Origin of the sequence: Legionella quinlivanii (assembly GCF_900461555.1) — a bacterium.
Taxonomy (GTDB): Bacteria; Pseudomonadota; Gammaproteobacteria; order Legionellales; family Legionellaceae; genus Legionella_C; species Legionella_C quinlivanii.
This window is the reverse complement of sequence record NZ_UGOX01000001.1, coordinates 2868176-2890637: the sequence shown is the minus strand read 5'-3', so window position 1 is coordinate 2890637 and position 22462 is coordinate 2868176. Positions and strand designations below refer to the sequence as shown.

The following is a 22462-nucleotide window of genomic DNA, read 5'->3' as shown; positions in this document are numbered from 1 at the left end:
TCAAAAATAGGTTAGTCTGTAGGTTTTGCCAATATATATATTAATAATGCCAGGATAGACTATTTCTCTGTGCATACTGCTGAAATTTGCTTCAATCTGATGACGGAAGGAATAAAGATGCCTAACATTAAATTGCCTGATGGACAAATAAAACATTTTGAACAGCCTGTAACTGTCTATGAAGTGGCAAATGCTATTAGCCCAGGGTTGGCTAAGGCCGCCTTAGCTGGCTCCGTTGACGGAAATCTTGTGGATACCAGCTTTCTGATTAAAGAAGATAGTGATCTGGTCATTATCACCGAGAAACAGGAAGAGGGCCTGGAAGTTATTCGACATTCTACCGCCCATTTGTTAGCACAGGCAGTCAAACAGCTATTTCCAAGTGCCCAGGTAACTATTGGCCCGGTAATAGAAGATGGCTTCTATTACGATTTTGCCTTCGAGCGTCCCTTTACTCCGGAAGATCTGGAGCGTATTGAAGCAAAAATGACTGAATTGGCCAAAGCGGATTATCCTGTGTCAAGACGTGAACTGCCGCGTGATGAAGCTATTGATTATTTCCATAGTTTGGGGGAGGAATACAAAGCAAAAATTATTGCCGAAATTCCCCAGGGCGAAGTGATTTCCCTCTATCGGCAGGGGGATTTTGAAGATCTTTGCCGAGGCCCGCATGTTCCTTCCACCGGCAAACTGAAAGCATTTAAACTGACCAAGCTGGCAGGGGCTTATTGGCGAGGTGATTCCAATAACGAAATGCTGCAGCGTGTATATGGTACAGCCTGGAATGATAAGAAATCGCTGGAGGCCTATTTACATCGCATCGAAGAAGCAGAGAAACGTGATCACCGCAAACTGGGCAAGGCCCTTGATCTTTTTCATTTTCAGGACATTGCACCAGGAATGGTTTTCTGGCATCCCAATGGCTGGATAATTTACCAGGAATTAGAGCGTTATATGCGCAGCCGCCTGGCTGATTTTGGTTATCAGGAAGTAAAAACTCCACAATTAGTTGATCGTTCCCTGTGGGAGAAATCCGGCCATTGGGAGAATTTCAGAGATGAAATGTTTATTACTGAGACGGAAAACCGGCTTTATGCAGTTAAACCCATGAATTGTCCCTGTCATGTGCAGATTTACAATCACGGTTTGAAAAGCTACCGGGATTTGCCTTTGCGTCTTTCGGAATTCGGTAATTGCCACCGCTGTGAACCCTCCGGCTCGCTGCACGGTTTAATGCGTGTCCGAAATATGGTGCAGGATGATGCTCATATCTTCTGTACAGAAGAGCAAATTCAGTCTGAAGTGGCAATGATGCTCGAATTGGTTCAGTCCGTGTATGCGGATTTCGGCTTCAGTGAAATCAAATATCGCCTGGCTTTAAGACCCGAAAAACGGGTAGGCAGTGATGAAGTATGGGATAAAGCAGAGAATGCTTTGAAACAGGCGATGGCCGGTCATAATATCGAATGGCAGGATGCGCCGGGCGAAGGTGCTTTCTATGGCCCGAAAATTGAATGTTCTCTGGCAGATTGTCTGGGACGAATCTGGCAATGTGGTACTATACAGGTTGATTTTTCAATGCCTGAACGTTTGGGAGCAAGTTACATTGCCGAAGATGGCGGCAAGCAAACTCCAGTAATGGTGCATCGGGCCATTCTGGGTTCGTTCGAGCGATTTATGGGAATTCTCATTGAGCATTATGCTGGAAAAATGCCATTATGGCTGGCGCCAACCCAGGCTATAATCTTTACTGTAAGTGAAAAACAGCAGCAATTTGGCGAACAAGTAACAAAAATTTTGCAAAAACAGGGAATCAGAGCCAATTTTGACTTGAGAAATGAGAAAATTGGTTTTAAAATTCGCGAGCATACTTTACAGAAAATTCCCTTCCTTTTGGTCATCGGTGACAAAGAAGTGGAAACCGGCTCCGTTTCAGTGAGAACACGTGAAGGTACGGATCTGGGTGTAATGACGATTGATAGCGTTTGCGACCTGTTGCAAAAAGAGATTGCGACCAAAGGTCGTATTTAAAACTCAGATGGAGGGTTAAACTATTACTGCACCAAATAAGCGCGATAGCGATCGTGCAAGAGTTAATGAACAAATCAATGTACCTGAGGTACGTCTCATTGATGCTGACGGCAACCAGGTGGGCATTGTGTCTACGCGAGAAGCTCTACGCGCAGCAGAGGATAGTGGGCATGATTTGGTTGAGATATCGCCATCTGCCAAGCCGCCTGTCTGTAAGATTATGGATTATGGTAAATATCTTTTTGAACTGAATAAAAAATTATCGGAAGCGAAGAAAAAGCAGAAGCAAATTCAGGTCAAAGAGTTGAAATTTCGTCCTACGACGGAAGACGGGGATTATCAGGTCAAGCTACGCAACCTGATACGGTTCCTTAATCATGGTGACAAAGTCAAGATTACGCTGCGTTTTCGCGGTCGTGAAATGGCCCATCAGGACATTGGTATGAAAATCATGGAGCGCCTCATGCAAGATACAGCAGAACATGCTGTGGTTGAGCAACAGGCTAAACGTGAAGGCCGCCAATTAGTTATGGTCTTGTCGCCTAAGAAAAAAGGCTAATTACTGGATATTTCTCGTAAGCTCTGTAACTCCATAGTCAAAAGGCAGGTTGCAGGGTTTTAACAGTCTGAAAGTACTGAATGCCAACATTAGTAGCGAAACAAATGCGGAGTATATGCTATGCCAAAGTTAAAGTCGCATCGTGGAGCGAGTAAACGCTTCCGTAAGACAGCGGGTGGTTCTATCAAGCGTCGACGCGCTTACAGAAATCATATCCTTACCAAAAAATCCACCAAGCAAAAACGTCATTTGCGTGTTGCGGCAGGTACACTGAAAAAGTGTGATGCTCGTCTCGCAGAACGTATGCTTCACGGTAGTTAAGGGGAGGAGTGAATAATGCCAAGAGTTAAACGCGGAGTGACTGCCAAAGCACGCCACAAAAAGATTTTAGATCAAGCGAAAGGGTATTATGGTGCCCGTAGTCGTACCTATCGAGTAGCCAAACAAGCTGTTATCAAAGCTGGTCAATATGCTTACCGTGACCGTCGACAAAAGAAAAGACAATTCCGTGCATTGTGGATTACTCGAATCAATGCTCAGGCTCGTGAGTGTGGTTTGTCATACAGCCGTTTGATTGATGGTTTGAAAAAAGCTGCTATGGAATTGGACAGAAAAGTTCTGGCTGATATGGCGGTTTATGACAAGCAGGCTTTTGCTGCTGTTGCTGAACAAGCCAAGGCCGCTTTAGCCCAATAGATAATAAATTTGTTCATTGCGCCCTGATCTGTTTCTGAGAAATTAGCAGCAGGGCAAACAGGCATTGGACCGGAGTCTATTATCAAAGAGCTTCATTTTGTTAGATGATTAGGGAGGCTTGAGCCTCCTTTTCTATATGCAGGTCAAGATCATGCAAGACATAGTCGAATTACAGGAAAAGGCTGCCAAGGCCGTACAAGAAGCCAATAGTATACAAGTCTTGGAGGCTATTCGGATTGATTATCTGGGGAAAAAAGGTCTTTTGACCGAAATTCTTAAAAGTCTTGCCCATCTCAGTGCTGAGGATAAACCAAAAGTAGGCCAGCTGGTAAATCTTGCCAAGCGAGAGCTTAACAGCTTAATTGAAACTAAATTAACTGATCTTAAAGAAATAGCCCTGCAGCAAAAGCTTCGTGATGAGCGAATCGACATTAGTCTTCCTGGGAGAAATACCCAGTCAGGATCTCTGCATCCAGTTACTCAGGTCAAACAACGGGTTAATGATTATTTTAGCCGTCTGGGATTCGATATCGTCACTGGTCCGGAAGTAGAAACTGAATTTTATAATTTTGAAGCCCTTAATATACCAGGCCATCATCCCGCGCGTGCAATGCATGATACCTTTTATTTTGGAGATGGGCATTTGCTCCGTACGCATACGTCGCCTGTTCAGATTCGCACTATGGAAGAACGCCAGCCGCCGATGCGTTTAATCGCTCCTGGTCGCGTCTATCGCTGCGACTCCGACCTGACGCATACGCCGATGTTTCATCAGGTTGAAGGCTTGCTAATTGATAAAACAGCCACACTGGCTCAGTTACGCGGTCTGCTCCATGATTTTTTCGCCGACTTTTTTGGCCGTGAGCTTGCATTGCGGTTTAGACCATCTTATTTTCCCTTTACTGAACCCTCTGCTGAGGTAGATATCGAGTGTACCCAATGTTCAGGAAAAGGCTGCCGTTCCTGCAAATTTACCGGCTGGCTAGAAGTGCTGGGCTGCGGGATGGTTCATCCCAATGTGCTAAAAGCCGTTAATATTTCTCCAGAAAACTATCAGGGGTGGGCATTCGGTATGGGAATGGATCGTTTGGCGATGCTTTACTTTGGTATCGACGATTTAAGAATGATGTTTGAAAATGATCTCAGCTTTTTAAAACAATTTTAAATAGCACCTCCTGAGCAATCGGCTTGAAAAATCCTGGTAAGAGGAAACGATGAAAGTAAGTGAAGAATGGTTACGTGAATGGGTAAAACCCTCCCTTAATGCACAAGAATTGGCCGAATTATTAACAATGGCCGGATTAGAAGTCGATTCCATCAGTCCCGTGGCCGGCTCTTTTGACCAGGTTATTGTTGCAGAAGTTGTAAATACAAAGTCGCATCCTCAGGCCGACAAGTTAACATTATGTGAAGTGAGCACAGGCAAAGAGCTGCTGCATGTGGTCTGCGGTGCGTCCAATGTCAGAAAAGGCTTAAAGGTTGTGCTCGCAAAAATCGGCGCCCGCTTACCTGGTGGAATTCATATTAAAGAAACCAAATTACGAGGAGAGTTGTCGCAGGGAATGCTATGCTCAGCTTCAGAGTTAGGCTTGACTGAAAGTTCTGACGGGATTATTGAATTAGACGGAAATGCGCCTGTTGGACAAGACTTACGTACTTATTTATCTTTGGACGATCAGGTATTTGATATTGATTTAACACCTAATCGTGCTGATTGCCTGAGCGTTTTAGGAATCGCCAGAGAAGTCTCGGCATTAACCCGCTCCACTCTGGCTGGTGTTGCTGAAACCCCGTCTCGGCCTGTCATTGATGAGCAGCGTTTAATTCAGCTCAGAAACCCCGAGGCTTGCCCGCATTATTGTGGACGAGTGGTTCAGGGAGTGAACTCCCATGCGGTGACTCCTCTGTGGATGCGCGAGCGGTTACGCCGTGCAGGTATACGCAGTATTCATCCGGTGGTCGATATAACAAATTATGTAATGATTGAGCTGGGACAGCCCATGCATGCTTTTGATTTGCAAAAGCTTGACGGCCACGTTGAAGTACGTTTTGCTCGAAACAATGAGTCATTGCGCTTGCTGGATGGCCAGGATGCTACCTTGTCCGATAATATTCTGGTGATTGCTGATCAGAGTAAAGTGCTGGCAATTGCTGGTGTAATGGGTGGGGAAGAAACAGCTGTGTGTGATGAAACCACTTCTGTTTTCCTGGAAAGTGCTTATTTTGCTCCTATACACATCGCGGGGGTCGCGAGAAAGTTTGGTCTCTTCACCGATTCCTCGCAACGTTTTGAGCGAGGCGTCGATCCACAACTGCAATTAAAGGCTATCGAGAGAGCCACCAGCCTGCTATTGGAAATTTGCGGGGGACAGGCGGGGCCTGTCACTGAAGTGGTTGAAAACGACTTAATGCCCCAACTTCCTTGCATCCGCTTTAATCCATCCAGGGTAGAGCAATTAACAGGCGTGGTTGTGGAAGAGGCTGAGATATTGGCACTCCTGCAGAGTCTGGGAATGACTATCAGCAAAGAGTCATCCTGTTGGAAAGTTACGCCGCCCGCTTATCGTTTTGATATCCAGCTTGAGGTGGATTTAATCGAGGAAGTCATTCGTATTCGAGGATATGACCGGATTCCAGGGCAAAAAATGATTACGACGGTTCAGCCTGGCAGCATTGCCCCTGTCGAGTCAATCTCCAAGCGTGCAGCGCATTATTTCGCCGACCGTGGATATCATGAGGCAATTAGCTATAGTTTTGTCGATCCAGAATTGCAGCAGGCTCTATACCCGCATACAAAGGCATTGAGCTTATTGAATCCTATTTCCTCCGAGCTGTCGCAAATGCGTACCGGAATGTGGCCTGGACTTTTAGCTTCCATGATTTACAACATGCATCGACAGCAAACATCGATTAAGTTTTTTGAGGCTGGTGTGGTGTTTGAAGTTGAGAATAACCAGGTAAAAGAACATCCTTGCCTTGCCGGTTTAATTGCCGGAGAAAGCGGCGGTATGAATTGGTGTGAACCTGCACGTACGTTTGATTTTTATGATATCAAGGGTGACCTTCAAGGATTGTTTGCACTGCTGCAAATTGCAGACGTAGAGTTTGTGTTAGCCGAGCATTCTGCTTTGCATCCTGGAAAAACAGCGAAAATACTAATCAATGGCAAAGCGGCGGGATGGTGCGGCAGTCTTCATCCCCGTATTGCCGATGCCCTGGATATTCAGGAAGAAGTATTACTGTTTGAGTTGCGTTTGAGTGAGCTGATGGCCAGCTCGGTCATACGCTATACGCAAATTTCCCGGTTTCCACAGATTCGCCGCGATCTGTCCATTCTGATGGATGATAACATCCAGATGGGGGAAATTGAAAAAGCCGTTAAATCGGTAATTCCCAATAACTGGTTGAAGTCTTTTCATGTGTTTGATATCTACCGCGGAGAGAATATTCCACAAGGCAAGAAGAGCGCTGCTATTGCGCTGGTCCTGCAGGACGACAATAAAACCTTGATTGATAACGAGATAAACCAGGTAATTGATGCTATACTCAGAACACTTGAGGATGATTTTTCAATTACGTTGAGGGATTAAAATCGTGAATGCACTAAGTAAAGCAATGATTGCAGAAACCTTGTTTAGTGAATTGGATTTGTCCAAACCAGACGCAAAAGCAATGGTAGAGGAATTTTTTGAGGCCATTCGGAATGCTTTGGAAAATGGAAAAGATGTTAAATTATCAGGCTTTGGCAATTTTAATCTGAGAGATAAGCCGCAAAGACCTGGTAGAAACCCCAAAACTGGAGAAGAGATCCCAGTGGTTGCGCGAAGGGTGGTAACCTTTAAAGCGGGGTTAAAATTGAAAACTAAAATTGAGCAGAAAGGAAAATAGTTGTTGAGTCATTATATCCGGCATGTGTTTATATGCACCAACCAAAAAGCAGCTGGCAAAGTTTGCTGTGCCAATAGTGGCGGCATCGAGTATTTTGAGCATCTGAAAGAGCGTTTGCTTGAACTTGGGGCGCATGGTCCTGGTAAAATACGTGTTAGTAAATCAGGGTGTTTGGGCCGTTGCAACCAAGGCCCCTGTGTTGTAATTTATCCCGAAGGCGTATGGTATACTTACTCCACGCTTGAAGATATTGATGAAATTGTTGACAAGCATTTATTAAAGAATAAAATTGTCGAACAATTATTAATGGATAAGTAACGCTTAAATAATCTTTTTTTAAGATTCTGTTCAAGTTTTTACTTATTTTACTTGTAGGTTATTACAGTTTTGGTTAAAATCGCCCGTCCAAGATTGAAAGATTACCAATGATAAAAGGCGGTACGGAGTTAATTTAATGAAAACATTCAGCGCCAAAGCTCACGAAGTTAAACGTGATTGGTTCATAATTGATGCTAGCGACAAAACCTTAGGTCGTCTGGCTACTGAAATCGCTCGTCGTTTACGCGGCAAGCACAAGGCGGAATATACCCCTCATGTTGATACTGGGGATTATATCGTTGTAACAAACGCTGAAAAAGTGACTGTTACAGGCCGTAAATTCAAAGAGAAGATGTATTATCATCACTCTGGATTTCCTGGTGGCATAAAATCCACTTCTTTTGAGAAGCTCCAGGCAAAAAATCCTACAAGAATTATTGAGTTAGCTGTAAAAGGTATGCTTCCTAAAAACCCATTGGGCAGAGAAATGTACCGTAAGCTGAAAGTATACGCTGGTAGTGAACATCCACATGCTGCTCAGCAACCTAAGCAACTAGAGATTGAGGAATAAATAATATGGCTGAATTGCAGCAATACTATGGTACTGGTCGTAGAAAAAGCTCAACGGCCAGAGTCTTTATCCGTCCAGGTAAAGGCGAAATAAAAATCAATAACCGTGCACTGGAAGAATATTTTGGTCGCGAAACTGCCTGTATGGTGGTTAGACAGCCTTTAGAAACTGTTGACGTTCTTGAGCGTTTCGATATCTATGCAACTGTTGTTGGCGGCGGTATTTCTGGTCAGGCTGGCGCTGTTCGCTTGGGCATTGCTCGCGCACTGGTTCAGTACGATGAAATTGATTTGGCTGAAGACGCTGAGCCACAGGCAGACTCCTACCGACGTAAATTACGTGCGAAAGGTCTTCTGACTCGTGATTCTCGTCGAGTTGAGCGTAAGAAAGTGGGCTTGCACAAAGCACGTCGAGCCACTCAGTACTCAAAACGCTAATTTATATCTTTTTATCAAACCCCGCCGATGCGGGGTTTTTTTTAGTCTGGAAAATTAAGCGCATCAATTCAATACCTGGCAAATGAATCTCCTGCATTTGCAAACGCTTAAATCTTTGATATAAATAGTACATTTCACCTTTATCAGAATTCAGGAATTGATTGCGTTCAAGCTAATACTGAAAGAGCAAGCTTGATGCTTCAATCGTGATGTCTGAAACGGTATAAAAGGAAGTAGACAGGAAGAAAGCACCGTGAATGATGAAATCAAGCCTGAGCAGGGTGAGCTGTATCCATCGGAAGTGATTGATGAACAGAAGCGTCAATTTTTATTACGAACCACTGGAGTCTTAGGTGGAATAGGGGCTGTATGTGCCTTAACTCCTTTTGTTTCTTCGTGGCTGCCCAGCGCTAAGGCGCAGGCCGCTGGTGCCCCCGTAGAAGTTGATATCAGTAAAATTGAGCCTGGCCAGCAGGTTACAGTTGAGTGGCGTGGGAAGCCTGTCTGGATTATCAGGCGCACACCTGAAATGCTCAAACATTTAAATGGGCATAACGATGACTTGCGCGATCCTGATTCACTGGTTGACCAGCAGCCGGAATATGCACAAAATAAATTCCGCTCGATAAATCCCGAGTATTTGGTATTGGTGGGAATTTGTACCCATCTTGGTTGTTCGCCTAAATATACTCCCAATGAAAGAGAATTACGGCCTGACTGGCCGGGAGGCTTTTTCTGTCCCTGTCACGGCTCCACCTTTGATCTGGCTGGAAGGGTTTTTAAAGGAGTTCCTGCACCAATTAATCTGGAAGTTCCCCCATACCGTTTTGTTAATAAACACCTGATTATAATTGGCGAAGATGAAAAGGATGGTCAAGCATGAGCGGATTACTGAATTGGATTGATGCTCGTTTTCCCCTGATGACAACCTGGAAAAAGCATATCAGTGAGTATTATGCACCAAAGAATTTTAATTTCTTCTACTTTTTTGGATCTTTGGCCACGATTGTTTTGATAAATCAGCTGGTAACAGGTCTTTGGCTAACGATGTTTTATACCCCCACTGCAGATGGGGCATTTGATTCCGTTGAATACATAATGCGCGATGTCAATTATGGCTGGTTCCTGCGGTATATGCATTCCACAGGTGCATCTGCTTTTTTTATTGTGATCTATCTGCATATGTTTCGCAGCGTGTTGTATGGGTCTTATCAAAAGCCGAGAGAACTTATCTGGCTGATTGGAATGGTGATATTTTTATTGCTTCTGGCAGAGGCTTTTTTTGGGTATTTGCTGCCCTGGGGACAAATGTCCTACTGGGGAGCGCAGGTGATTACTTCGCTGTTTGGAGCAATTCCATTTGTAGGCGATACGCTGGTTACCTGGTTGCGTGGGGATTACAATGTGGCTAACGCGACGCTGCAACGTTTTTTTGCTCTGCACGTTATTGGCATTCCATTGTTGCTATTAGTTCTGGTATTTTTGCATATTGTCGCTCTACACAAGGTAGGCTCTAATAATCCTGAAGGGATTGAGATTAAAAAAAATCTGGATCCTCGCGGCATTCCTTTGGACGGAATTCCTTTTCATCCTTATTACACCGTAAAAGACGCGGTGGGGATAATGGTATTTCTTATTTTGTTTTTTGCCATTATCTTCTTCACCCCGGAGATGGGCGGTTATTTTCTGGAACATGCCAATTTTGTTCCTGCCGACCCGATGGTGACACCGGATCATATTGCGCCAGTCTGGTATATGACGCCTTTTTACACCATATTACGAGCGATTCCGAACAAATTAATCGGTGTTATCGCAATGCTTTCTTCTATTCTAGTTCTCTTTTTCATGCCCTGGCTGGATAGAAGCCCGGTCCGTTCAATGCGGTACAAGGGGTATTTGTCACGCTGGGCATTACTGATCTTTTTGATAAGCTTTGTAACCCTGGGGTATTTGGGAACTGTGGTGGTGACCCCAGTTCGGCAATATCTCGCCCAAATTTGTACGTTTATATACTTTGCCTATTTTATCCTGATGCCATTTTATACACGTTATGAGCAGCATCTTGAGGTACCAGAGAGGATAAGCCGATGATTTCGAAAAAGCTGTTTCCAGGACTTTTTTCCCTTTTCCTGGCTGGTGTTCTGCATGCTGCTGCAGAGGATAATGTCAAATTATTACCCGTCGATATTGATTTGCAGGATAAGGCCCGTTTGCAGCGCGGGGCCAGAATGTATATGAATTATTGTTCAGGTTGCCATTCCTTGAAATACATGCGCTATAATCGCATGGCTCATGATTTGGGTTTAACGACTTTTGATGGAGAGCTGGATAGTGATTTGTTGATTAACAATCTGATTTTTACCCGCGCTCCAATTTACGATCCCATCAGGATTGCCATGCCCCCAACGGATGCCCAGGAATGGTTCGGAAAAGTGCCGCCTGATCTTTCTTTAAGTGCCAGACAAAGAGGCGCATCCTGGCTCTATACCTATCTCAAGGGATTTTACGTTGATAAAACGAGACCATTTGGCGCCAATAATATTTTAATTCCTGGAGTGGCCATGCCGAATGTACTCGAACCATTGGCAGGCAGAGTGGTCGCAATTGAGGATAAAGACGAGGCCGGAAATTTATTCCTGTCCCATTTATTACTATCTGAGCCGGGTGAAATGACTCAGCCTGAGTTTGACAGTGCGGTTACTGATTTGGTTAATTTTCTGGTATATGTTGGAGAGCCGGCCAAGCTGGTGCGTTATCGCGCAGGCGGATTTGTCATCGCTTTCCTGTTTATATTTTTGCTGGTTGTCTACAGACTAAAAAAAGCATACTGGGAAAAGATTGAGCATTAGACCGAGCTGTAATGATAAATTTGCCTATTCTTAAACATTGCTTGCTAATTTGTGCTAAAATGCACTCTTTTGCATGCTATATGCTGAGTTAACGTATGACGAGGAGTTGCGATGGCTATTGTGACAAAGCGCACGATTATGTCTTTATATTCTGACAGTGATGATGTTTACAGTCACCAGGTGAGAATTGTACTTGCAGAAAAAGGGGTTAATGTAGAAATACTGCCCGCCAAACAAGGCGAAGCCTCGAGCGATTTACTCTCTATCAATCCATATGGAACGGTTCCGACTTTACTTGATCGTGAACTGGTTCTTTATGAGGCCAGAATTATAATGGAATATCTCGACGAGCGTTTTCCACATCCGCCTTTGCTGCCTGTGTATCCAGTTGCAAGAGCAGAAGCAAGGAAAATGATGCATCGTATCGAGCATGACTGGTATTACCTGTTAATGCAAATTAAAAAGAGTGAGCAGGCTGAAGAGGCTCGGCAGCATCTGTTAGAAAGTCTGATTAGCCTTGAACCGGTCTTCGCTGATAAACCCTATTTTTTAAGCGATGAATTTTCTTTACTGGATTGCGCGATGGCCCCATTATTATGGCGTCTACCGCAATTAGGCATTGAAGTTCCTGCGAAAGCAAAGGCCTTGCATACTTATATGCAAAGACTGTTCAAGCGGGATTCATTCCAAACCAGTTTGTCTGAAGTTGAGAAACAATTACGGGCTGCCTGATATGAGTATGACATCGAACAAGCCTTATCTGATTCGGGCTATCTACGACTGGATAGTTGATAATCATATGACCCCCTACATTCTGGTCAATGCGAATTATCCTGGTGTACAGGTTCCTGAGGCTCATGTGAATAATGGAAGAATTGTACTGAATATTTCGCCTCAGGCTTGCAGAGGCTTGCATCTTGAAAATGATCGTATTGTATTTACAGCCCGATTTTCGGGTGAAACCATGCAAATCTTTGTGATTCCAGCTGCAGTACTGGCAATTTATGCAAAGGAAAATGGCCGGGGCATGGAATTTGGCGAGGAATACCATGAGCCGCCACCCGCCCCCAGGGAAGAGCCCAAGCGGCCCAAACCGGCACTAAAGCTGGTTAAGAAAGATTCTGACTGATCACTGATCTGCATTGGCATTGAGTCTCAAGTTTGATGCCAGTATTCAAGGCTTTGTTATTCATAACTTTATTCGCCCATACCGCGGCCTGTTCGCGGTATCCAGGCAATGCTTGGTAAATATCATGGTCAAATCAACCACATCGCTGTTCAGTAGCCGACAAATTCGCAATTGTGAACAATTAATGCAGCAGCATTTGAGGTTTTCTGAAGAAGACTTGATGTTGAAGGCAGGAGCTGCCGCATTTGGAATTTTACAAAGGCAATACCCTGCTGTGAAAAAGCTGGTTGTGTTTTGCGGTGGCGGCAATAATGCCGGTGATGGCTATGTACTCGCTACGCTGGCTCATGAGCAAGGCTATGCCGTGTTGATTAATCAGTTTAAGCCCACGGATCAGTTGCCTGCTGTTGCCCGTTTAATGGCTGAACGTGCTCAACGGGCTGGTGTGATTTTTCAATTTATGGAAGATACGCTGGATAATGATGCTGAATTGATTGTTGACGCACTACTGGGTATTGGTCTGGAAAATGATGTAAAAGAGCCTTTGCAGTCGGCAATTGACCTAATCAATGACAGCGGCTTACCCGTTTTATCTCTGGATTTGCCTTCAGGCTTACACGCTGATACCGGAGTTGCTCTTGGGCATTGTGTCAGGGCTTCCTGCACTATTACTTTTATTGGTCTTAAGACTGGCTTAATGACAATGGATGGCCCGGATTACCGCGGACATTTATTTCTTGATGAGTTGGATGGCGCTCCCTGTCTATCGCAAATTTCCCCTGCAGCGTTTTTGATTGATGAAAGGGAATCCTTTAACCAGCTGGTTCCTCGCCGGAAAAATACACATAAAGGCGATTTTGGCCATGTATTGATTATTGGTGGTGGAGAAGGCATGCCTGGCTCCGTTTGCCTGGCTGCACTGGCCGCTGCCAGATCCGGAGCGGGTCTGGTGACGGTGGCTACAAAACCAGAGCATGCCGGGCGTCCGGTGATGGGCTTGCCGGAAGCAATGATTCATGGCATCAGCTCGATTAAAGAAATAGAGCCATTAATTAAAAAGGCAAGCGTTTGCATAATTGGGCCTGGACTGGGTACTGACAATTGGGCGATAGACCTGTTCAACGAGGTGATTGCCTCCCAATTGCCCATGGTCATTGATGCGTCAGCGCTGCGCATTCTCGCTGATAATCCCCAGCATGATGACAACTGGATATTAACACCGCATCCCGGTGAAGCAGCTGGCCTCTTGCATTGTAAGGTGAACGATATTCAAAAGAATCGCTTTGAAGCCGTCTGCCAATTGCAACAGGAATATGGCGGTCAAATTGTATTGAAGGGCGCAGGATCGCTAATACGCACTGATGCGGCGCAAACCTATCTTTGCACTCAGGGAAATCCCGGAATGGCGAGCGCTGGCATGGGTGATGCCCTAAGCGGTATCATCGCAGGGCTTATTGCGCAGAAATTCAGTCTGGCAGACGCTGCCCGTATTGGCGTGTGGCTGCATGCGGCGGCAGCGGATTTAGCAGCAGAGGAAGAAGGAGAGAAAGGCTTGCTGGCTAGCGATATTATGCCTTTTGTCCGCCTGCTGGTGAATAATAAGATCCGCCTTAATCCAAAGGTCGGATTATAGTTGCAATGCAGTTATTACGATGTAGTAGTTTAATAGTTAAGAAGACTGTTCATGCAGAAAAAGATACTTCACATAAAGTTGATTGATGAAAGTGCGACGCAAGAGGCTGCTTTTTTATTAGCTTCCTGCATTCATTCCCCGTTGGTGATTAGCTTCAGTGGGGAAATCGGGGCTGGTAAAACCACATTTATCCGCGCCTTGCTGGCTGAGCTGGGTGTAAAATCGATTATAAAAAGTCCTACTTTTTCTTTGGTAGAAAGTTATAATTGCAGGTCTTGGCCAATACATCATTTTGATTTATATCGTATCCACGATGAAGATGAGCTTGAGTTTATTGGCTTTCGCGATTATTTTGATGACAATGCGATAATTTGTGTGGAATGGCCAGAGCGGGCAAAGCATAGTATTAAAAGCCTGGATCTCTGGATAACACTCATGATAACTGGGAGCAGCCGTGAAATGATCATCGAATCGTTGAGTGCTGCTGGTGATAAGGTTTTGTTCTGCTTTGAAGGTAAAGAATGAACATTCGGGTATTTATCCTTGGATTATTAACGCTTGCATCAACAAGCTGTTTTGCTGCCAGATTACAATCAATTGAAATAAAAGAGCAAAACGGCAAAATGTCGCTTTTTTTTAGTCTTGACACTCCCATTGCACACAAAGTCTTCACTCTTACCAATCCCGCTCGAGTGGTTGTCGATTTTGAGTCAACCGATCTGGTGTTCAATCTGAATCAACTGAAAGGGAATCAGCTCATCAAACGGGTGAGAAGCGGCCGTCCCAATCCGCAAACCTTACGTCTCGTTTTTGAAGTGACTGATGTAGTTATGTTAAGAACCAGTCCATGGGCTTCTTCAAAATCCAAACACGCATTTACCCTGGACTTATCCACCAATAATAGTCATGCGCAGGCTGCCAAACCGGTTAAGACGAGCACTAATTTAACGCCGCCAGCCCCTCCGGTGCGTCAGTTACCTGGCCGTTCTCTCAGAAATGTAGTGATTGTGCTTGATCCCGGGCATGGAGGAAAAGACCCAGGAGCTAAGGGGCCGCACCATAATTGGGAAAAGAATGTGACATTGGCGATTGCCAGTAAATTAAAGCATATTATCGATCGCCAGCCGGGCATGAGTGCTGTATTAACGCGTAAAGGGGACTATTATGTCGGGCTGCGGGAGCGCCTGAATATCGCCAGAAAATATAATGGCGACGTGTTTATTTCCATTCACGCCGATGCCTTTATCAATCAGCAATCCAATGGGGCCTCGGTATTTGCTTTATCACAGCGCGGTGCCACTAGCGAAGCCGCTCGCTGGCTGGCGGAAAAAGAAAACTATTCAGAACTCGGCGGTGTTAATCTGAAGGATCTTGATGACCAGAGTGGTCTGGTCCGAACAGTATTAATTGATTTATCGCAAACTGCGACTATTGGTGCAAGTCTTCATATGGGAGAAAGAGTATTGCGTAATCTTGATACGATTACTCGTTTGCATAATCGACGAGTGGAGCAAGCCCGTTTTATGGTATTAAAGTCCCCGGATATCCCTTCGATTCTGATTGAAACCGGTTTTATTTCCAATCCCCAGGAAGAAAGTAATTTAACCAATGGAAATTATCAGGCCAAACTAACCCAGGCCATTTTCCAGGGAATAAAAGGCTATTTCTGGGATTACCCGCCGCATGGTACACAGATTGAGGCCTTGGCCAATAGCAAAGGACAATTTCACCTGGTCCAGGCAGGCGAATCACTGCCCAAAATTGCCGCCCGCTATAAAGTGTCTGTAGCTGCATTGCAGGCGGCTAATCATCTGAATAATGGATCTATTAAAACAGGACAGCGTTTGACCATTCCTTCCGCCGTATCATGAGAATTCAGCAGTTACCTGTTGATGTGGCGAATCAGATAGCGGCAGGAGAGGTTGTTGAGCGGCCTGCTTCTATCGTAAAAGAGCTGCTGGAAAATGCGCTGGATGCCAAAGCCACCCAAATCGCTGTGGATATTGGATGCGGGGGCTTAAATCATATCAAAATCAGCGATAACGGGATCGGTATTCTCGCAGAGGATTTACCTTTGGCAATCGCACCGCATGCCACCAGTAAAATTTCCTGTTTAAATGACTTGTATTCCATAACCAGTATGGGCTTTAGAGGCGAAGCTTTAGCCAGTATCGCTTCGGTTTCCAGACTGAGTATCAGTTCAAAGCCGCCCCAGCAGGCGCATGCCATGCGTTGGGAGAGCAATACGCTGGTTCCCTGCGCAAGAAAACAGGGAACAACGGTTGATGTGAGAGATATATTTTATAATGCCCCTGTTCGTAAAAAATTTTTAAAGCCCGAGCGTATTGAATTCCAGGCAATTGATACGGTCCTGAGACGGTTTGCGCTGGCCGCTCCTGAGATTGCGATACAATTTAGTCATAATGGCAAATTACTGCTAAATCTGACGCCAGCAGTTGATGAAGCCGGCCGCAGGCAGCGTATTCAAAAAATTTTAGGCAAATCTTTTCTTGATCAATCCATTCATCTTGATAGTGAGCTCAAGGGCATGAGCCTGGAAGGTTTCATTAGTAATGTCAATTATCAACGCAGCCAGGTGGATAAAGTATGGATTTATCTGAATGGGCGAATAATCAAGGATAAGCTTTTGAACAATGCCATCCGTCAGGCATACGAGGAATATCTATATGCCGGCAGGCATCCCTCCTGTTTACTGTATTTAAACATTGCCGCCAATCAGGTCGACGTGAATGTTCATCCTACAAAGCACGAAGTGCGGTTTCAGCAGCCTCGTCTCGTTCATGATTTTATTAGCTCACAAATTGCTGCTGTGCTGAAGAAATCCACGGACCAGGCAATTCCTGCTATCAGCCTGGCGGCTCCGTCCGCCGCTTACGTCAGGGGAAGTTTGACCTTTCCCGTGATAGAACAAGACGATAGGCTATGCAAACAGTCTGGCGCGGAAAGATGGTATATTTTAGACCCTGCTCATGCGATTATCCTTATTGATGAAAAGCCCTATCTTGTGCATGGCTCTGCTTTACAGAAACAAAACCTGAAAAGACAATTGCTGGAAAGCAATTTACCTCTGGCTGCTCGTCCACTGCTGGTCCCGGTCAAATATACTCTGGAATCAGACCTCTTCACTAAAAGACCAGAGACGAAAGAGCTACTCGAGCACGCAGGTATCCAGCTTGTCTTCCTGTCTGAATCGGAAATAATGGTTAGCTCTATTCCGCTGATGCTGCCTGATTTAAATATTAAGCAGTTTCTTGATTTATTTTTCACAGATTGTCCTTCCAGTTTTAGCGAAATGGTCGATTGTCTAATGTCAGCTTATGAATTTTCCCTGTCGTTCACTTCCGATGAAATGAAGCAGGAATTATTTTTCTATTTAAAAAACCAATTAATGGAATCAGGTGATTTAAGCGGGATTGCAACTCACCTGAGCGAGCAGCGTTGTCGAGATTTATTGCATGCATAATCAGGTGTTCTGTCTTATGGGGCCAACCGCCTCCGGTAAAACTGCTTTAGCCAGTCAGCTGGTTCAGCAATTTCCATTTGAAATTATCAGTGTGGATTCTGCAATGATTTATCGTGAGATGAACATTGGCACAGCAAAGCCTGACGAGAACGAACTTGCCGGAGCGCCTCACCATTTAATTGATATTCTCAATCCCAATGAAAGCTACTCCGCCGCTCGATTTTGTGACGATGTAATACCGCTTATTAATGCGATACGGGCAAGCGGTAACTGGCCTTTGCTGGTGGGCGGAACGATGATGTATTTCAATGCGCTTCAGAAAGGGCTTTCGGAACTTCCTGTTGCTGATGTCAGTGTACGCAGCGAATTATCTCAACGCATTGCAAGCGAGGGATTAGAGCCGCTGTACTCAGAGTTATTGACTGTTGATGCCTTCTCTGCCTCACGCATCCATGCCAATGACAGCCAGCGGATTCAGCGCGCTCTGGAAGTTTATTACACAACGGGAAAACCCTTATCAGCATTTTTGCAGCAACAGGATAAAAAACATCAGTTTTCGTTTATCAATTGGGGTCTTTTTCCTGATAATCGAGCATGGTTACATGAACGGATTGCAATGCGTTTTGACCTTATGCTGGATCAGGGTTTTCTGGATGAAGTGAAGCAATTACAAAATAAATGGTCTTTAACAATGGATTATCCCTCAATGCGTTGTGTCGGGTATCGTCAGGCCCTGGGCTATCTGGCCGGAGAATACTCCTCATTTGAGGAGTTTCGCATGAAAGGAATTGCTGCAACCCGGCAGCTCGCCAAACGGCAGCTCACTTGGCTGAGAAGCTGGGCGCAAATAGATTATTTTCCGCCTGAAGAAAGTAATACCATGCAGAAGGTCATAGCCAACATTCATAAAATAATGGATAATTCCTGATTAACTTATTTACCCCAGTGTGATTAATGGAGAATTTCATGTCTGATACTAGCAATATTCCGGCAAGTACTGAAAAAATTTATATCGTTCATCCTGAAGATTTGCCTTTAAGTTGTCCTACCCATGAAATGATACTGTGGAATGCTCATCCCAAGGTATATCTGCCTATCGAGAAAACAGGCAAGGAAGTATGTCCTTACTGCGGCTCCATCTTTGTATTGCAAAATGAATCTGCATAATTCAATTTCCGGCTGCTGCATGATTAAATCGATATGTATTGTTCGCCTGTCTGCTTTAGGCGATGTATTAATGCTGGTGCCTCTGGTCAGACGTCTGCAGGACAGCTTACCGAATGTGTCCATTACCTGGGTTATTTCCCGTCCAGCTTATGATTTGGTTGAGGGAATGGATGGTGTGGAATTCCTTGTCATCAATAAACCCGACTCTATTGCCGATTATTGGCGTTTTTACAAGCAAATGCGGGGTAGAAGTTTTGATGTCTTGCTGGCGCCCCAGGCAAGTTTTCGCGCTAATTTGCTTTATCCTTTAATCAAAGCAAAACGTAAAATTGGTTATGACGCTTTGCGTGCCAAAGATGGCCATGCCTGGTTTGTCAGGGAATCGATTGCGCCTGGAAATGATCATACTCTGGACGGATTCTTAAAATTTGCAGATGTGCTGGACATTCCTGAGTCAGCTTTGCGTTGGGATTTGCCAATTGCAGCAGCGGACTATGGATGGGCTGAGGATCATTTACCGAAACAAGGGCCTCTGCTATTGGTCAATCCTGCTGCCAGTAAACCGGAGCGAAGCTGGCTGGTTGAGCGCTACGTTACAATTATTCGGTACGCACAACATAAATGGAATGCTCAGGTAGTCCTGACCGGTGGACCAGGAGCCTACGACAGGAATCTGGCAGATCAGATTTTACAGGAAGCTGATTGTGTCGACCTGGTCGGTAAAACAAAGCCCAGGCAGCTTCTTGCCGTAATTAGTAAAGCCAATTTGCTGCTTTGCCCGGATACAGGGCCTTCTCATATGGCTGCAGCTGTAGGTACGCCGGTGATCGCTTTACATGCGGTGACCAGTGCAGATGTTTCAGGACCCTATACTTTTCGTCATTTGGCAGTAGATTGTTATCCAGAAGCGGTTACTTCCGTTTTGAACAAGTCAGCCAGCGAAAATGTCTGGGGAACGCATGCCCACGGGCCAGATACCATGAAGCTGATTACAGTGGAGGCAGTTATTAAAAGATTGGATGAGGTGTTTCAGTCCGCTGCTCTAAAAGGCAGTGATGTTAGCATGGTTGATGCATTAACGAGCTAATATTCGATTGAAATGCTTTTAATATGATCATTGTGTCTAAATTGGTTTCGAGCTGAATTGCATAAAAACTCCAAAAAGTATAAAATTAGCAATATTACTCATTCCTATACAAAGCGGGGTTCTGGATGCCTTCTCTTTCATCTTCTCCTGAGACTATCAGCCAATGGCTACATTCCTTTGACCATCTTCAAGAAGATGAGAAAGCACACCGTGTTCCCGGAAGTGATGTGAAACGAGTGTTGGGATTATATGGTCTAAAAACTGCCCAGCATGTTCATGAGTTCCTGGAATCTCCTGAAGGCAAAGAAGTAAAAGTCAGAATTTACAAGGAAATCGCTGCTCATGAAGCTATCATGGACGCCATGCGCTTAAAGGCGCAAGATGATTTAATCAAGGCTCACCGCGCTTTAGCCTATCTTTTAATGCAGCTCTCTGCCAAAAAAGCAAAAGCGCGAAAAGAATATAACGCAGAACTTGATAGACAAATACAGAAAGATTTAGCACGTAACAAAGTAGTTCAGGATCAGGAAACGATTAAATTGGAATTACCTGCTGGCAGAGAATGGGAGCTAATGCTCGAGGGTTATGAAATATCGGAAGAGATCATTCATATTGCATTGCAACATAGCCTCCTCGCTGCTGAGAGAGTTGAGGAAGAAATTGCGGAAATTGATCGCAAACAGCTTAAACTGACGCAGAAATACAATAGTCTGCAGGCCTTGCTTAATGAACACGATGCCTATCTGGAAACTATTTATCAGCAATCCAATCCTGAACAGAGTATACAGCTAATTAATCAACGACTGGAGACCTTTAATCCAGTTCCCCAGAATAAATTAGTGGGAAAACGCATTCATCAGCAAGCGGCTGAAATACACAGACAGCAGTTAGAGAATATACTGGGCGTTCTTAAAAATGAAAAACGGATGTATGACGCTTCTGGTAACAAAGTCATTGATTTCAGACAGGCTGCTTTCTTCGTGCCGTCTCATTATCAATTGCGTATGCAAGACCAGCACATTTATCTCTTCGAGCATGAAAATGAGCTTACCAATCGTCCAGTCAGGACGCCTCATTTAATAGATCGAGCCCATAAAATTGGATTGCATCAGCATCGCGATATGCTGGGAACTCAGCAATTGTTATTGATGAAGCAGGCTCAGGATATGAGCCGGCTGGAAAAAAGAAGGAATGTGGCTGAAGAAAAGCGGTTACACGTGCTTGAAGATGTTGCGAAATTCAGTAAAGCACTGATTGATATTCATGACGCCAAATTATTTGCCAGGGAGAGAGTCGCTGCCTATACATCCCATAATTACATCCCAAGGCCTCAGCCTGCTTTTCAGGAGGAAATGAAGGCAAGCTATGTTCACATGCTTAAACTAATGAAATTGCAGCCCACCCCTCAGGTTATTGATAGCCTTAAAGCAACAGCAAAAGCAGCGCAGGTTAAAGACCTGCCCTTGCAAACGGCGCTGAATGGGTTAAAACCGGGTTCAATAGTTCCACAGGAAACGATGAACCTTCTAAATCAGGGAGCGAGATTTTTTGGTGGCCCAATTCGTCCTCAGCCCGTTAATGCTGCAGTTCGGCCAGAGCCTAAACATTCTTTTGCGGGGCGTTAGTTAGCTGCGTAAAAGACCACACTCTACTAGACTAAGTGGAAGTCCTCTCTCTCAAACTGGGAGAGGTTAGGGTGAATTTTAACCCCTCTCTCTAACTCTCTCCCCTGAGGGGAGAGAGGATTTAAGAAAAAAAATCCCCTCTCCCAAGCTGGGAGAGGGTTAGGGTGAGGGTTGATTTTTAAACCAGGGAGCAATCCTAGTGAAAATGGACTTCAGAAAAATATTAAAAAAAGTATGGGATAATTGGAATGCAGACAAAGTGGCTACTTTGTCTGCAGCATTATCCTATTACACCATATTTTCAATAGCGCCTTTGTTGATTATTTCGATTGCCATAGCGGGTCTTGTGTTTGAATAAAACGATTCATCCGGCTAAACATGCAAGACTGGTTAAATAAGCAATATCAGTCTTATCAAGTTATAATGAATCTTTGTTAAGGAGGAATTATGAAAAGATATTCGATCCTGTTATTGTCACTGCTGAGTGTATATTCTAGCTCACTCTTGGCCAAACAGTGTATTGATGCTCATCAGCTTTCCGGTATAGGAAAGGATTTAAAGCAATACACTAAACAGCTATCCTGTCCATTAAACTTAAAATCCTCTGATATTAACTGGGTGATGGACCAGGAATTACCGAAGCTGATTAATAAGCAGTTTCTGGGCGTTGAACCGCCTTCAGATTGGCAGAATATGAGTAAACTGTTAATTCTTAGCTGTTATAGTGATGGTGATCTCTGCGATGCAAAGATTCAAAAAGAAGTGGGTAGTTGCCTCACTGCAAATGGTGCTCTTTTATTGGTCAAATATGGTTCCTGGCTGTCTGATAACTGTGAAGCACTGCAAAACAATGTAGTGGATAAATGGCAAGAGAAGAAAACTGTGGTGTATCAATTAATTGATGAAATATTCACCCGAATAAAGCCGCCGCTTAGTAATTAGTAAATCCAAAATCAGCTACCAGACTGAAAGGTAAAAGGAATTAACT

At 44.5% G+C, this 22462-nt stretch carries 25 protein-coding genes; all 25 read left to right on the top strand.

The window, feature by feature from the left end:
• The first annotated feature begins 117 nt into the window (after positions 1-117).
• The 25 genes from thrS (at position 118) to DYH61_RS12275 (ending at position 22416) form a co-directional block, all read left to right on the top strand.
• The gene (thrS, locus tag DYH61_RS12395; protein ID WP_058507823.1) at positions 118-2031 is read left to right on the top strand and encodes a threonine--tRNA ligase; all 1914 of its coding nucleotides are present in this window, start codon (positions 118-120) and stop codon (positions 2029-2031) included.
• Positions 2032-2053: 22 nt separating this feature from the next.
• Complete coding sequence (gene infC, locus DYH61_RS12390; RefSeq protein WP_058507822.1) at positions 2054-2590, top strand: translation initiation factor IF-3; 537 nt, start codon at positions 2054-2056, stop codon at positions 2588-2590.
• A gap of 120 nt (positions 2591-2710) precedes the next feature.
• On the top strand, positions 2711-2911 hold the full coding sequence (rpmI, locus tag DYH61_RS12385; RefSeq protein WP_083499228.1) for a 50S ribosomal protein L35: 201 nt from the start codon (positions 2711-2713) through the stop codon (positions 2909-2911).
• 15 nt (positions 2912-2926) lie between these two features.
• On the top strand, positions 2927-3286 hold the full coding sequence (gene rplT / locus DYH61_RS12380; protein WP_058507821.1) for a 50S ribosomal protein L20: 360 nt from the start codon (positions 2927-2929) through the stop codon (positions 3284-3286).
• A gap of 151 nt (positions 3287-3437) precedes the next feature.
• Positions 3438-4451 carry a phenylalanine--tRNA ligase subunit alpha gene (gene pheS / locus DYH61_RS12375; protein ID WP_058507919.1) on the top strand — a complete coding sequence of 338 codons (1014 nt, stop codon included), beginning with the start codon at positions 3438-3440 and terminating at the stop codon, positions 4449-4451.
• A 49-nt stretch (positions 4452-4500) separates the two neighbouring features.
• Entirely contained in the window at positions 4501-6876 is a 2376-nt protein-coding gene (gene pheT, locus DYH61_RS12370) for a phenylalanine--tRNA ligase subunit beta (protein WP_058507820.1), read from the top strand.
• Positions 6877-6880: 4 nt separating this feature from the next.
• Positions 6881-7174, top strand: coding sequence for an integration host factor subunit alpha (locus DYH61_RS12365; RefSeq protein WP_058507819.1), 294 nt, complete (start codon positions 6881-6883; stop codon positions 7172-7174).
• A complete protein-coding gene (locus tag DYH61_RS12360; protein ID WP_172463589.1) occupies positions 7175-7492 on the top strand; it encodes a (2Fe-2S) ferredoxin domain-containing protein in 318 nt (105 codons plus the stop codon). It abuts the gene before it with no gap.
• Between the two features lie 136 nt (positions 7493-7628).
• Complete coding sequence (gene rplM, locus DYH61_RS12355) at positions 7629-8063, top strand: 50S ribosomal protein L13 (protein WP_058507818.1); 435 nt, start codon at positions 7629-7631, stop codon at positions 8061-8063.
• A gap of 5 nt (positions 8064-8068) precedes the next feature.
• Positions 8069-8500 carry a 30S ribosomal protein S9 gene (rpsI, locus tag DYH61_RS12350; RefSeq protein ID WP_058507817.1) on the top strand — a complete coding sequence of 144 codons (432 nt, stop codon included), beginning with the start codon at positions 8069-8071 and terminating at the stop codon, positions 8498-8500.
• Positions 8501-8753: 253 nt separating this feature from the next.
• Positions 8754-9383: a ubiquinol-cytochrome c reductase iron-sulfur subunit gene (gene petA / locus DYH61_RS12345; protein ID WP_058507816.1), complete on the top strand. Its 630-nt coding sequence runs from the start codon at positions 8754-8756 to the stop codon at positions 9381-9383.
• On the top strand, positions 9380-10591 hold the full coding sequence (locus DYH61_RS12340; RefSeq protein WP_058507815.1) for a cytochrome b: 1212 nt from the start codon (positions 9380-9382) through the stop codon (positions 10589-10591). Before petA ends, DYH61_RS12340 begins: the two co-directional genes overlap by 4 nt.
• On the top strand, positions 10588-11349 hold the full coding sequence (locus DYH61_RS12335; RefSeq protein WP_058507814.1) for a cytochrome c1: 762 nt from the start codon (positions 10588-10590) through the stop codon (positions 11347-11349). The genes DYH61_RS12340 and DYH61_RS12335 overlap by 4 nt, the downstream gene beginning before the upstream one ends.
• Positions 11350-11460: 111 nt before the next feature.
• Complete coding sequence (locus DYH61_RS12330; RefSeq protein WP_058507813.1) at positions 11461-12081, top strand: glutathione S-transferase N-terminal domain-containing protein; 621 nt, start codon at positions 11461-11463, stop codon at positions 12079-12081.
• Between the two features lies 1 nt (position 12082).
• Positions 12083-12478: a ClpXP protease specificity-enhancing factor gene (locus tag DYH61_RS12325; RefSeq protein WP_058507812.1), complete on the top strand. Its 396-nt coding sequence runs from the start codon at positions 12083-12085 to the stop codon at positions 12476-12478.
• A 124-nt stretch (positions 12479-12602) separates the two neighbouring features.
• Positions 12603-14111 carry a bifunctional ADP-dependent NAD(P)H-hydrate dehydratase/NAD(P)H-hydrate epimerase gene (locus DYH61_RS12320; protein WP_058507917.1) on the top strand — a complete coding sequence of 503 codons (1509 nt, stop codon included), beginning with the start codon at positions 12603-12605 and terminating at the stop codon, positions 14109-14111.
• A gap of 51 nt (positions 14112-14162) precedes the next feature.
• A complete protein-coding gene (gene tsaE / locus DYH61_RS12315; RefSeq protein WP_058507811.1) occupies positions 14163-14636 on the top strand; it encodes a tRNA (adenosine(37)-N6)-threonylcarbamoyltransferase complex ATPase subunit type 1 TsaE in 474 nt (157 codons plus the stop codon).
• Complete coding sequence (locus tag DYH61_RS12310; protein WP_058507810.1) at positions 14633-15982, top strand: N-acetylmuramoyl-L-alanine amidase; 1350 nt, start codon at positions 14633-14635, stop codon at positions 15980-15982. The genes tsaE and DYH61_RS12310 overlap by 4 nt, the downstream gene beginning before the upstream one ends.
• On the top strand, positions 15979-17595 hold the full coding sequence (gene mutL / locus DYH61_RS12305; protein ID WP_058507809.1) for a DNA mismatch repair endonuclease MutL: 1617 nt from the start codon (positions 15979-15981) through the stop codon (positions 17593-17595). The genes DYH61_RS12310 and mutL overlap by 4 nt, the downstream gene beginning before the upstream one ends.
• Positions 17588-18523 (top strand): tRNA (adenosine(37)-N6)-dimethylallyltransferase MiaA, encoded by a 936-nt coding sequence (gene miaA, locus DYH61_RS12300; RefSeq protein ID WP_058507808.1) that lies wholly within the window; start codon positions 17588-17590, stop codon positions 18521-18523. Before mutL ends, miaA begins: the two co-directional genes overlap by 8 nt.
• Positions 18524-18561: 38 nt before the next feature.
• Complete coding sequence (locus DYH61_RS12295) at positions 18562-18762, top strand: zinc-finger domain-containing protein (protein WP_058507807.1); 201 nt, start codon at positions 18562-18564, stop codon at positions 18760-18762.
• 19 nt (positions 18763-18781) lie between these two features.
• Entirely contained in the window at positions 18782-19849 is a 1068-nt protein-coding gene (locus tag DYH61_RS12290) for a glycosyltransferase family 9 protein (protein ID WP_058507916.1), read from the top strand.
• 125 nt (positions 19850-19974) lie between these two features.
• Positions 19975-21474: a hypothetical protein gene (locus DYH61_RS12285; RefSeq protein ID WP_058507806.1), complete on the top strand. Its 1500-nt coding sequence runs from the start codon at positions 19975-19977 to the stop codon at positions 21472-21474.
• A 199-nt stretch (positions 21475-21673) separates the two neighbouring features.
• The gene (locus tag DYH61_RS12280; protein WP_160037265.1) at positions 21674-21832 is read left to right on the top strand and encodes a hypothetical protein; all 159 of its coding nucleotides are present in this window, start codon (positions 21674-21676) and stop codon (positions 21830-21832) included.
• An 89-nt stretch (positions 21833-21921) separates the two neighbouring features.
• The gene (locus tag DYH61_RS12275; RefSeq protein ID WP_058507805.1) at positions 21922-22416 is read left to right on the top strand and encodes a hypothetical protein; all 495 of its coding nucleotides are present in this window, start codon (positions 21922-21924) and stop codon (positions 22414-22416) included.
• Positions 22417-22462: the final 46 nt, after the last annotated feature.